This window comes from Fimbriimonadaceae bacterium (genome assembly GCA_023957775.1).
GTDB lineage: Bacteria > Armatimonadota > Fimbriimonadia > Fimbriimonadales > Fimbriimonadaceae > JAMLGR01.
In genome coordinates this window covers 106,953-119,391 of the sequence record JAMLGR010000014.1, presented here as the reverse complement: position 1 = coordinate 119,391, position 12,439 = coordinate 106,953, and the positions used below count along the sequence as shown (strand labels likewise).

Sequence of the window (12,439 nt, the reverse complement as noted above, 5' to 3'; positions counted from 1 at the left end):
CGGTCGCCGCAGAGCTGAAGGCCCTCGTCGGGGAGACCCAGCCCGATCTCGTCCTGATGGGCAAGCAAGCCACCGACGACGATTCCAACCAGGCGGGCCAGATGCTCGCCGCGCTCTTGGATTGGCCCCAGGCCACCTTTGCCTCGAAGATCGAACTGTCCGGGGGCCGGGCCACCGTCACGCGGGAGACCGATGCGGGCGAAGAGACCCTCGAAATGCCCCTCCCGTGCGTGATCACCGTCGATCTGCGGCTGAACGAACCGCGCTACATCGCATTGCCCGGGATTATCAAAGCCCGCAGCAAGCCGCTTGACCGCCAGCCGATGAAAACCGCTCCATCCCCCCGCCTGCGCACCGTCAAAGTGGAAGCCCCGCCCGCACGCGCAGCGGGCCGAAAGGTCGCTTCTGCCGAGGAGCTCGTCGCCGCGCTCAAGGACAAGGGGGTCCTCTAGGCATGAAGCTGCTCTTGATCGCCTTCGACGGGGCCGAGGCCGCCCAAGGGGCGGGTTTCGCCCAACAACTCGGCCTGCCCTTCGACGTGCTTGCCTTGGAAGGTCACGGGCCGACGGACACGGGCGCCGAGAAGGTGCTGGAGGCCGGGCTGGCCCACGGCTCCACGGCCGACGGCCTCGCCAAAGCGATCGCCGGTGCGGCGGTGGGTTACACCCACTTGGCCGCCATCAGCTCGATGCGCTCCAAGGACGTGCTCCCCCGCGTGGCCGCGCTGTTGGGCGCTGCGATGGTCACCGACGCGATCGCCGCCGAGTCGCCGACGCGGTTCCAGCGGCCGCTCGTGGCGGGTTCGATCCTGGCCACGGTGGAAACGCTCTGCTCGCCCGTCGTCGTCACGTTCCGGCCGGCCGGCTTTGCCAAACCGGAATCCCGCGGAACCTCGGCAAAAGAGCCCGTTGCCCTTGAACTCGACAGCAAGGCCACTCGGATCTCCGCGAACGAGCGCGGAGGGGGTGGCCGCCCGGATCTCACCCAGGCCAAAGTCGTCGTCACGGGCGGCCGGCCCCTCAAAGATGCGGAGACGTTCGAGAGGGTGATCGGCGGCCTCGCCGACGCTCTCGGAGGCGCGGTCGGCGCCACGCGGGCGGCCGTGGACTCGGGCATCGCACCGAACGAAGCGCAGGTGGGCCAGACCGGGAAGATCGTCGCGCCCGACCTCTACATCGCCGCGGGCGTTTCGGGCTCGACCCAGCACATGGCGGGCATCAAGGACTCGAAGGTCATCGTCGCGATCAACAAGGACCCCGACGCGCCCATCTTCGACTCCGCCGATCTCGGGCTCGTCGCCGACCTCTACGAAGCGATTCCTGCGATTCGAGCGGTGCTCGGGAAGTAGGGGGCAAAGACCGGGAATCGGGAACCGGGAATCGGGAACCGGGCGGCGATCCAAGCCGTCCCCTGACATATGCCCGTTCTCGCGGCACTGATCCTCCTGGCGCTTGCGCCCACTCAAGCCCCCTGGGTCTTTCGCAGCGATGGCGGCTCGATCACCCTGGACTCGCAAGCCCGGTGTATCAACCTTGTCTCAACCGGTGGCCTGAGCTTCCATGACGGTGCCAAAGTGCCGATGGCGTCCGCATGGATCGACGGCTCGTGGCACGACGCGACGACCCTCACCCAGGCGGGCGATCACCTGCTCGTCACCTTTGGCGGCCAGCCGTTCAAGATGCTCGTGGACATCGTGTCCCACCCGGAGGGTATCGCCTTCACGATTGCCGACGTGCAGGGTCCGACTCCCGAGAAGGTTCGATTCGCCCAGATCTCGACCCGGGATTTAGATCGCCGCGGGACGATCCTCAACTGCCGCTGGAACAACGTGGTTGCCGTGTCGCTGTTGGGATTGGGCGAACGGGTCGAAGCGGCCCCGTGGGGGGGCCACGGCCTTGGGGTCACTGCGTACCGCCAGTTCGGCATCAAGGGCGAGGGAGCCCTCCTCGTGATCGCCCCCACCGCCACCATGCGCCAAGCCGTTCGAAGGGCCGAGCTTGCCTGGTCCCTGCCTTCGCCGAAATTGGACGGGCAGTGGGCCAAGGAGTCGGCCGCGGCCAACGACAGCTACCTGTTCACCGACCTGACGGAGTCCAACGCGGACGAGACGATCCGTCTGGCGAAACTCGGCGGCTTCAAGGCGATCCTCGTCTACGGAAGCACGTGGTCGGCGTCTGCCGGTACCTACCCGATCAACCTCCGCAACTATCCGGGTGGCGAAGACTCGCTGCGCCGGGTCACCGACAAGTGCCACGCCGCGGGACTTCGCGTGGGGATGCACCTCGTGACGTCGATGATCTCGAAATACGATGCGCTCGCCACGCCCGCACCCGATCCGCGCCTGCTTGCGGATGCCCGTGGGACGTTGGCCGCTGCGATCGGACCTTCCGACACCACCCTTGTCCTGCAGGCAGCGATGGCGGATTTCCCCCGGGAGGGCGCCTTCTACGGCAATGTCAAAGGCGGGCGAGACGTGATGGTGGGCAGCGAGATCATCCGCTACCAATCCGTCGATGAGGCCGGCGGGAAGCTCGTTGGTTGCCAGCGCGGGGTCGGGGGCACGCGGGCAGCTTCCCACCCGCAAGGGGCGGTCGTCGAGCATCTCGCCGAGCGGTACGGATCGTATCTCGCCGACCTCCAAACCGACCTCCTCGGCCAGATGGCCGACCGCATCTCCGGCCTGCTCGACCGCTGCGGCTTCGACATGGTGTATTTCGACGGCGGGGAGAACGCGTCGGCCAACGGCCCTTACTGGTACTGGGTCGGTCGGGTGCAGAGCGAGGTCTTGAAGCGGGTCAAGCGACCGCTGCTCGTGCAGGGGAGCGGCCTCACGCACTGGCTCTGGCACTGGTTCACCCGTGGGACCTGCGACGATTACGCGGCCCTGGCTCCAGATACGTACTTGGATCGCCACAAGATCGCGGACTCCTACCGACGCTACGAGGACAACTTCCTACCCGCCGAGTTGGGCTGGTGGGGGTTGCTGGCATCGGCTCCCCAATGGCGGGCTACCCTGCCCACCGATGTCGACGCATACGGGGCGCGCATGCTCGCGCTCGATGCCCCCGTCTCCCTTGAAACCACGCTCGCCGCATTGAAGGCCAACGTCCGCTCCGAGGAGTTGCTCGCCCGGCTCGACCAATGGGAATCGCTGCGAAAGAGCGGCCACCTCGACTCCGCCCTTCGCAAGGTGCTGGCGGCGGGCGATTGGACGCTCGATTCGGCCGGCCAGCCGTCACCCGTGCATACGGTCGCGTTCGACGCCGACACGAACGCCGACGTTTCGCTGGGCACGATTCGCGGGGCGCCGAAGAGCCTGCGGATCGAATGCCTGCCTGCACTTTCGCAACCCAAGGCGGCCGCCGGCGACGGGACCCTCCTTCCCGTGCCCGCAGGCGGGCAGCCCATGCCCGGTTGGATGGCGCAGGTCACCCGCTTCGATGCGGGATCCCCTGGCCCCACGCCGTTCTTTGTCGGACCCACCCGCACCGACGGTGCCCGGGGCGGCATCGACTTGACCGCTCGCCGGACCCTGGCGGTCAGCCTCGATGCGACGGGCGCCACAGGGGCCGATCTCGGGGTCCTGAACATCCAGCTTGAGAGTCCGGGCAAGCTCTTTCGCGACTATTTCGTCGACGTTCGCCCGGGCCGAACGACGACCATCGTCGATTTCCTCGACTCCGCGCCGCGGCTGCTCGACGATTTCCGTCCGGCCCCCACGAATTACGCGTTCAAGGCGGCGCTTTACGCGTTCGACTTCGCCCACGTCTTGGCCGTTAACGTGCGCTGGATGCGGGCCCCCGCTCCAGGGTCGCAAGTGCGCTTGGTGGCGGTCGAACCCCTCGTCGAACGGAGCGCCGCGTTGGTGAATCCGACCCTCGTGTGCGGCGGCCAGCGCGTGAACATGCCGGCGACCGTGGCGACCGGAGAGTCCATCGAGATCGACGCGCAGGGCCAAGGGCGCGTCTTCGCCGCAGATGGTGCCGAGAGAGCGCGGTTCAAGACTCCTCCCCTGCCCGCCTTCCAATCAAGCCAGGTCCGTCTCGTTGCCGCTTCCGGGGGCCGCGCGAGAATCTGCCTGACGTTCCCGCATCCGCTTGGACCCGTACCAGGTGGGTAGCTTGTCCGGAGGGTGTACGTGCCCCTATTGGCACCTCCGCACCCACGTCTCTATAATAGGACACTCGGTTTCCGAGTGAGGAGTTGGTCGGATGGCGTCGTGGCGGGATCGGGAAGATCTGGGAACGGCTTTCGTCGCGCAGGTCTACGAAGGGCTCCGCGTTGACGATCACTGGGGCGTGGACTATTCCCGCGGGTTCCGTTGGTGGGCTTCGGACTACGCCCAGACCATCTCGGCGGACGTCGGCGTCTTCCACAACCTCTGCAGCATCTACCGGGTGCACGCGGAGATCGACTTGCTCCGCGGTCGGGGCAAGGCGGAGCAGTTCGAACTCTACATGGCGGCCGCGATGGCGCGCGCGAATCTGAACGCCCTCGTTTTCGACGCGGATCAGGACACGTTCCGCCTGAACTGCACGGTTTACGTCACGGAGGAGAACAAGGAGTGGCTGCTCAAGCTGTTCCTCGCGGCGGTGGCGCTGCAGGTCTCCGTCGCGCACACCCGTGGTCCGACGCTGGCCGGCGAACTTGGCACACCCGTGGCGTCGACCCAACACCCGACCCACGGGATGCGCGAGTCGCCGCACCCGATGGTCCACGCCATCGACCAGTTCTTCGTCCCGCCAGGTGCCCAGCCCAGCCGGTGGATCGGTGTGGGCGAGTGGGAGGAGGCGACCGACATGATCCGCCGTCTTGCGCTCGTGTGCTCGACCGATGGGCGCTCGAGCCTCCATGCGGAGTTCGCGTGGGGCGAAGATCCCGGCCCGGCCGCAGAGGGCAAGACGCCGATCAGGCTCGCAGTGCTGACGGACCTTCCGCACGCCTTTCTCGGCAACGGTCTCTCCCTGACGATCCGCCTGCCCATCAATCTGGGCGACGACCAGGAGGCGCACACCACGCTCGAGCTGAACGCCCTCGAGCGAAAGGACTGGAAGTGGTGGCACGACCTCGGCTCTTGGTGCAGCCTCGGGAACGACATCGCGTTCACCTGCTTTGTCCCAAACACCCTCTACAACCCCCACGTCTTGCCCGAGATGGTGCACGGGATGGCCTTGCGGGCGCAGTGGGTGAACGAACTGTTCATGGCGAAGCACCCGCTGCTTCGGCGGGAGGTTTGAACCGCCGAGGAGTCGGACCCAGGAAAGCGGCCCCAACATCGACGATGCTGGGGCCGTTTGAGTGCGAGTTGGGAAGACACTAAGCAGACTTGCGGAGTCTGCGGCGAGCCGCGGCCAACAACGCCACGCCCGCCAAGCCCATCGTGAAGGGCTCCGGCACGGGGGACGCCGTGACCTGGATATCGTCCAGTCCAAAGTCGTTGCCACTTGCCTGAGTGGTGTCGGCCTGGATTCTCAACGTGTGGCTTCCGGTGTTGGCCACGCTGCCGCTGAACGTCGCCGTCCGCCACGTGTTGTCGAGTTGCGTGCTCGTCGAACCGAGGTAGGTGCCGTCGAGGTAAACGCTGAGGGAGGAAGCGCCGTTGACGTCCTGCCGGTACAGGTTGACCGAGTCGAACGAGACCTCGAGGAGCCCCGTGCCCGAGTACGAGAACACCTGTTCGAGAACGAAGGGGATGTTGCTCGTGTTGGTGGAACCGTTGACCGCCAGGAAGGACTCACCCTCGGATCGAGTCACCGAGTCCCACAGTCCATGTCCGGTCGTTCCATTGTTGGCCGTCTTGCCACCGTCCATCACCCGCATGTAGCCTTCGCTCCAAATGGAGTCGACGCCGCCGTTGGTGTTGGACGTCGCATAGCTGTATTGAGTCGTCCAGGGAGTGCCCGTGAACTGCGGCGAAGCGACGTCGCCCAGCTCGAAGCCTCCATCGGAAATCAGGTTCACGGCACCCGCGCTCGCTGCGAGGGTCGCAAGGCTTGCAAGAATCAGCAGTCGTTTCAACGCAATCTCTCCTCATCGAACGCGCCGAAGAAAAACGCGGCGCGCGAATCATTATAGTACTCGATTCCCATGCCGACGCGCGCGCAACAATCAATGAAGGGATGTGATCGGGCAAAAATGCCGGCTCACCCCCCAAGGACCAAGGACCAAGGACCAAGGACCAAGCACCACTCCCTACCATCGCGTCTCGACGGTGTACGTGACCTTCTTGCTCTCGTTCGGCTTCAGGTCCACGAGGAAGCGCATGGTCGTCGAATCGAGCTTCTCGAACTCCATGCTCTTGTTCGTCACCCGCCAGTCCCCAAAATGGCGCTCCAGCACGATGACCTGTTCCGGCGTCTCTTTGCGGTTTCGGATCTCGATTTCGAACGTCTCGACGAACGAACGGGGGCTGGTCCGCGAAAAATTCAGCCGCTTGCGCTCCGCCACGACGTCGAACGATCGCCCCACCACGAGCGAGATGCGCTCGTTCTTCGGCGTATGGTCGATGCGATCTTCGCCGAGCATCTGGATCGATCCGCTTGCATCCCGTTGGTACACCTTGACGTTGCCCATCGGAAGGGGCATGCCCAGTTGGTTCTGCTCGGAGTTCACGAACTCGATGCGGACCTGCGGCTTGATGTTGCCGGTCCCCACCTCGCCCTCGCTCGGATAGTAGGTCCCGAAGTTCTGCATCGAATCCACGATCAGCTTCTTCTCGACCTTCACTCCCTTCCCCTCGAGCAACGAGAGCTGCTTGATCTCCCGGTCGCGGATCGTCGCAGGGCGTTGCAGGGTGTAGAGGTGGTACTCGAACAGGGACTCTTCTTGAAAGCCTGCCTTGGCCGCCGCATCCATCGCCTGGCGCCCTCCGCCCATGCCGCCGCGAGCCATCTCCTGGATCCGCTGCACGTCGCCGGCGAGCAGTTTCAGCTTCGCGTCCTTCCACGTCGCGCCGCTGTTGTTCGTCATCGTGACCCAGCCGCGCAAGTCCGCCGTGCCCGTCCCGCTCAGGGTCAGCACATAATCCGCGTTCCACGACGTGCCGCGGGTGAGGTAACTCAACTCCACGGCCTGCGGACCCGCCTTTTGGGCGAAGAGGTCCCACACCAGCGTCGGTTTGCTGATCAGGCCTTCGGGAAGCGACGAGACCTCGATCTCGCCCGACGGATTGAGGACGATCCGCCCGTCGTCGGCGCGGATGACCATGCCGTTGTACGTCGAGGACGACCCGCCTTGCTGGTTCCCCACCACCGCGGTCGGCGAACTGATGAGCGTGCCGGAGAGCACCTCGATCTGACCGTCGGGCAACACCCTGCGGAATCGGATGGGCTGTCCGACGGCCTTGTTGAGAATGGCGATGGGGCTGATGAGGTCGTACTGGTAGTTCTGCTCCCACACCTCGAACGCGTTCGGGTCGGTCAGACTCCGAATGCCGACGCTGTTCGTTTCGATCTGGGACGCCACGTCGACGATGGACACCTGCTGCCGGCCCCGCACCAATTCGACGTTGCGAACCTCTTTGACCAGGGCGAACCCCTGGTTGTACACGGTCACTTCGTTGGCGGTCGAACCCGCCACCTGGGCGAACGCGAGCCCTACAAATGCGCTGAGAAACATGTTGCCTCCTGTCTTGTAGTTACGACGAGCCAGATGGGCGAAGGGAACGCCGAGGCTCGCCTAGCTGCTCTGGAAGGCGCTCAAGGCAGCTTCGACCAAACGCCGTTCGGACTCGTCGAGCGGAACCAGGGGAAGGCGTACCCGGTCGCACTGGAATCCCCGCAGGCTCGTCGCGTACTTCACCGGCACGGGGCTCGGCGCGCTGAAGAGCGCCTTGAACACGGGGCTCAACCGATGGTGGAGCGCTTGCGACCGCCCCGGATCGTCCGCGAACGCGTCGATCATCTCCGCGATCGAGTCGCCAACGACGTGGCCCGCCACGCTGACGACCCCGTGCGCACCCAAACTCAGCATGGGAAGCGTCAGCCCGTCGTCGCCGCTGTAGACGCGAAAGCCCTCGGGCTTCTGGGCGCACACCTCTGAGATCTGGCCCAGATTCCCGCTGGCTTCCTTTACCGCCACGATGTTCGGAATGCGGGCCAAGCGCATCAGCGTCGGCGTCTCGAGATTGATCGCGGAGCGTGGCTGGATGTTGTAGAGCATGACCGGAAGCCCGGTCTCCGCCGCGATCGTCGAAAAGTGGGCGTAAAGGCCGTTCTGGCCGGGCCGGTTGTAGTACGGGTTCACCAGCATGATCCCGTGCGCCCCGCGCCGCTCGGCTTCGCGCGTCAGATGGATCGACTCCTCGGTGTTGTAGGTTCCCGAACCGAAGAGCACCGCGGCACGATCGCCCACCGCGCCGAGGACCGTCTCAAGCAGCCGAAACTTCTCGTCTTCGCGGAGGGTGGGAGATTCTCCCGTGGTGCCGTTCACGACCAGGCCGTCGTTCCGCTGTTCGTCCACCAAGTAGACCGCGAGGCGCGCTGCCTCCTTGAAATCGACTTTCCCGTCCTTGCCAAACGGTGTCAACATCGCCGTCAGCAAACGGCCCCATTCGCGCGGACCCGAAAAGGCTCCCATGCCCGGAGTGTACTAGGCGAGCCTCAGCCCTTGAGCAGCGACTTCAGAATGAAGAACATATTCGCCGGGCGCTCCGCCAGGCGGCGCGAGAAATACGGGTACCAGCTCTCCCCGAAAGGCACGTAGATCCGCACGTGGTAGCCCGCCTCCCGCAGCTTCTCTTGGAGGTCGCGCCGAATACCGAGGAGCATCTGAAACTCGAATCGCTCCGACTCGATCTTCCTCTCCTTGGCGAACGCGAGCAGTTGGTCGATGATCGCTTCGTCGTGCGTGGCGATGGCCGGGTAGTTCCCCTCGAGCATCAGCTTCTTCGCCACGTCTACGAACGCCTCGTCCACCTTGGACTTGTCCTGGTAGGCCACCCGCTCCGGTTCCAGGTAGGCGCCCTTCACCAAACGCACGCGGATTCCGAGGTCGATCAACTGTTGCGCATCCTGGGGCGTGCGGTACAGCGCCGACTGGAGCACCGTTCCGGTGTTCTTGTAGTCGGACCACACCTTCTCGACGAGACGCAAGGTGCGTTCGGTATACGCGGAGGACTCCATGTCGACGCGCACGAAGCACTCGTCCATCGCCTGAGCGAAGTCCAGCACCTCGCGGTAGTGCGCCTCCGTAAGCTCGTCCCCTTGGTCGAAGCCGCACTGGGTGAGCTTGATCGAGATATTGGTCCGGGGGCGGCATGGGCTCTGCCCGATTCGCCGCAACATCTCGATGTACGCGTTCTTCGCCGCGACTGCGGCCTCCACGGACTTGACGTTCTCGCCGAGCAGGTCCAGTGTGGTGAAGAACCCCCGCGCGACGAGGTCTTCGCAGACCGGAATCACCTCGTCGAGGGTGTCGCCCGCGACAAACCGCTTGACCAGACTTCGAAAGAGGAAGGTCTTGCGAACAATGTGCTCGACGAGCGACCAGCTCGCGACCTTGAGAACGAGAGTGCGGGACAACATGGAGCCGCTGGATTGTACTCCCCGTGGGTAACCTCCGTCCATGGCCCGGGTCAGCGTGTGCGCGGCGGTGTTCAACGGTGCCGAAACGCTCGAACAGGCACTGGCCTCCGTGCGCGCCCAGACGTACCAGGACTTCGAGCTGGTCGTCCTCGACGACGGCTCGACCGATGCCAGCGCGTCGATCGCCGAAGCGGCCGGAGCGAGGGTCCTTCGGCAGTCCAACCGCGGACTCGGAGAGGCCCGAAGAAGGCTCGTCGAGGAGGCGAAGGGCGATCTCGTGGCGTTCATCGACCACGACGACTTCTGGACGCCCGACAAGCTGGATCGCCAGGTGGCCGAGCAACGGCGTACGGGGACCGTGATGGTCCATTCCGATTGCTGGTATTTGTACGAGGACGGCCGCGAGGTCGCCCGCGATCTTCGACTTCCCCAAGACGCGTTCTCCTTCGACCACATCGTGCCGAGCAACCTCGTGATCGCCAGCTCGGCCGTCTTCGACCGCGCGGCGATGCTCGACGCCGGCAACTTCGTGGCGGACACGGTGCGCTGCTCCGATTGGTACGGGTGGTTTCTGCTGGCGAGCCGGGGTTCGTTCGCGCACATCCCCGAAAAGCACGTCCGCTACCAAGTGCTTTCCAGCTCGCTCGCCAACGCGGGTTACCGATTCCACGACGCGCAAAGGCACCTGCTCGAGGCCCACATCCTCCCGCGGTTCGAAACGTTGTTCGCCGGGGTCCCAGAGGCGAAGCGGCGTTCTTATCGGAGGGCGCTTGAACGGAACGTCGGGATCGCCCACTCTTCGATGGCCAAGCACCTTGCCAAGCAGGGGGATCGAGCGGCGGCCAGGCGTCACCACCGAGAGGCGCTACGGTTGGCGCCCGACGTTCCCCGCGTCTGGACCCGTTTCCTCCGAAGCCTCTTCTGAGTGCTCGCGCACGGAGGCCGCGAACCGCTCCAACTCGTCGCACACCTCCGCGTAGGTGCTGCAGGCGGTGATGCGTGCGCGGGCCTGGGCGGCCCCATGTTCGCCTTTGATGTACATCGGCAACTGCCCCCGAAGGGCGCGCACCGCCCGCAATTCCGACTCCTCGTAGTGGGGACACCGCAGCGTCTCCTCCCAGCCGTCGCACTCCGCCTCGTTGCGGATCATCAGCCGCACGTGTTCGAGCGCCACTTCGATCCGCTGGTCCAAGGTGGGCGCGGGAGGAAGGGCACGGCCCTCGACACCCGCCACGATGCGGGCAAGCGCCCACGGGTTGCTGATGGCCGCGCGGCCCACCATCACGCCGTTGCAACCGGTCTCCCGCAGCATCTTCAGGGCGTCTTCGGGGGCCTTCACGTCCCCGTTTCCGATCAAGGGAATCTGGATCGCTTCCCGCAACTCCTCGATCAGCTTCCAATCCGCTTCGCCCTCGAAACCCTGTTTGGCGAATCGGGCATGGAGCGTGAGCATCCTGGCACCCGCCCCCTCGAATCGGCGCGCCAGCTCGGGCGCCGCGAACAGCTCGTAGTCCCAGCCCGCCCGCACCTTGACCGTCACCGGAACCCGAACGGCCCCGACCACCGCGGAGACGATGCGTTCGGCCGCTTGCGGGTCCTTGAGGAGCGCCGCGCCGGATCCGGTGCGGCACACCTTCGGCACCCAACACCCCATGTTGATGTCGATCAGGTCCGCTCCCATCGACTCGGCGATGCGCGCGGTTTCGGCCATGACGTCCGGCTCGCCCCCGAAGATCTGGATGCCCAGGGGGCGCTCGGAGTCCTCGATCCGCATCTTCTTGAGCGACTTGCGCGCGTTGTAGTGCACGGCCATGGCCGAGACGAACTCGGTGAACATGAGCCCCGGCCCCGCGATGCGCTTCGCGATCAGCCGAAAAGCGAGGTTGCTGACGTCTTCCATGGGGGCGAGCAGCACGGGCGGGTCGACCCGGACGGGGCCGACGGCGAATCCACTCCATGGGGCTTGCACGGGGGTAGCCACTGCTTCCATTTTGGCAGGCCGACCGCTCGCTCTTCGGTACCCGGCAGATTCACCGGGTGTGGGCCGCACGTTTTGGACTCCCGCGAAAAAGTGCGCTACGATGGATTCATGGCACGCCCGGTCTTCTTGCTAGCACTCCTTGCCACGTCCGTCTCCGCTTTCGCGATCGCCCCGGACAACGGAGCCACGACCTCGTTCGAATTCGTGGGCCAGATCGGTGGGGCCTCAGGCGTCGCGATCGGCCTTCGCAGCGTCATCACGGCCAAACACGTCGGCGGGATGGGCTTCAGCGTGGGCGGCAACAGCTACACGGCCGTATCCCGCATCAACCACCCGACCTTGGATCTGTCGATCCTCAATTTCGACACCGACCTCCCCGGCTTCTATGCGATCGGAAACGCATCCCCGTTGGGGTCCACACTCACTCTGGTGGGGTACGGCCAGACGGGCGTGCTGAACGCGACGGGCGACGGCTACACCATCACCGGCGGCGGCGGGGTGCGGCGTATGGGGACGAGCTCCCTCGACGGCAAGCAGTTCGTAAACGACTTCGGCCCCAGCCTGTTGAGCTTCCTGGTTGAGAACGGGGATGGCGTGCTGGTCGCCGGGGATTCCGGCGGCGGATTCTTCATCGGAAACCAGTTGGTCGGCGTGAACTCGTTCGTCTTCACCACCAATGAAAACCTGCCCGCGTACGGCTTCGCGTCGCAAAACGGCGGCACGCCGTACTACGGAAGCGGCGGAATCGATTTGACCGACCCGGGCGTCCGCGCCTGGGTGAACTCGGCCGTACCCGAACCCGCGACGATGCTCGGTCTGGGACTGGGTCTTGCCGCCCTGGCCCGAAGAAGGCGCCGCTAAAGCAACCGACCCGATTCCCGATTCCCGATTCCCGATTCCCGTTCCCCGATTCCCGTTCCCCGGCACCTGCCAC

The 12,439-nt window shown here is 65.3% G+C and carries 11 protein-coding genes; 6 read left to right on the top strand and 5 right to left on the bottom strand.

Annotation, left to right across the window (positions count from 1 at the left end):
* The 4 genes from M9921_12405 to M9921_12390 all read left to right on the top strand — a co-directional run.
* On the top strand, nt 1-452 hold a 452-nt coding region (locus tag M9921_12405), incomplete at its 5' end, for an electron transfer flavoprotein subunit beta/FixA family protein (protein MCO5297649.1).
* Between the two features lie 2 nt (nt 453-454).
* Nucleotides 455-1,348, top strand: a complete 894-nt coding sequence (locus M9921_12400; protein ID MCO5297648.1) for an FAD-binding protein — start codon at nt 455-457, stop codon at nt 1,346-1,348.
* A 69-nt stretch (nt 1,349-1,417) separates the two neighbouring features.
* Nucleotides 1,418-4,120: a hypothetical protein gene (locus tag M9921_12395; protein MCO5297647.1), complete on the top strand. Its 2,703-nt coding sequence runs from the start codon at nt 1,418-1,420 to the stop codon at nt 4,118-4,120.
* Nucleotides 4,121-4,211: 91 nt separating this feature from the next.
* Complete coding sequence (locus M9921_12390) at nt 4,212-5,237, top strand: hypothetical protein (GenBank protein MCO5297646.1); 1,026 nt, start codon at nt 4,212-4,214, stop codon at nt 5,235-5,237.
* Between the two features lie 79 nt (nt 5,238-5,316).
* Here the strand turns inward: M9921_12390 and M9921_12385 are convergent, their stop codons facing one another.
* The 4 genes from M9921_12385 to M9921_12370 all read right to left on the bottom strand — a co-directional run bounded on the left by M9921_12385 (nt 5,317) and on the right by M9921_12370 (nt 9,524).
* On the bottom strand, nt 5,317-6,018 hold the full coding sequence (locus tag M9921_12385) for a PEP-CTERM sorting domain-containing protein (protein MCO5297645.1): 702 nt from the start codon (nt 6,016-6,018) through the stop codon (nt 5,317-5,319).
* Between the two features lie 174 nt (nt 6,019-6,192).
* Complete coding sequence (locus M9921_12380; GenBank protein MCO5297644.1) at nt 6,193-7,617, bottom strand: hypothetical protein; 1,425 nt, start codon at nt 7,615-7,617, stop codon at nt 6,193-6,195.
* 60 nt (nt 7,618-7,677) lie between these two features.
* On the bottom strand, nt 7,678-8,577 hold the full coding sequence (gene dapA, locus M9921_12375; protein MCO5297643.1) for a 4-hydroxy-tetrahydrodipicolinate synthase: 900 nt from the start codon (nt 8,575-8,577) through the stop codon (nt 7,678-7,680).
* Between the two features lie 23 nt (nt 8,578-8,600).
* Complete coding sequence (locus M9921_12370; protein MCO5297642.1) at nt 8,601-9,524, bottom strand: proline dehydrogenase family protein; 924 nt, start codon at nt 9,522-9,524, stop codon at nt 8,601-8,603.
* Between the two features lie 40 nt (nt 9,525-9,564).
* Between M9921_12370 and M9921_12365 the strand changes: the two genes are divergently transcribed.
* Nucleotides 9,565-10,449 (top strand): glycosyltransferase, encoded by an 885-nt coding sequence (locus tag M9921_12365; protein ID MCO5297641.1) that lies wholly within the window; start codon nt 9,565-9,567, stop codon nt 10,447-10,449.
* Here the strand turns inward: M9921_12365 and dusB are convergent.
* Nucleotides 10,390-11,505, bottom strand: coding sequence for a tRNA dihydrouridine synthase DusB (gene dusB, locus M9921_12360; GenBank protein ID MCO5297640.1), 1,116 nt, complete (start codon nt 11,503-11,505; stop codon nt 10,390-10,392). The genes M9921_12365 and dusB overlap by 60 nt on opposite strands.
* Before the next feature lie 108 nt (nt 11,506-11,613).
* Between dusB and M9921_12355 the strand changes: the two genes are divergently transcribed.
* Entirely contained in the window at nt 11,614-12,366 is a 753-nt protein-coding gene (locus M9921_12355; GenBank protein MCO5297639.1) for a PEP-CTERM sorting domain-containing protein, read from the top strand.
* Nucleotides 12,367-12,439 lie beyond the last annotated feature (73 nt).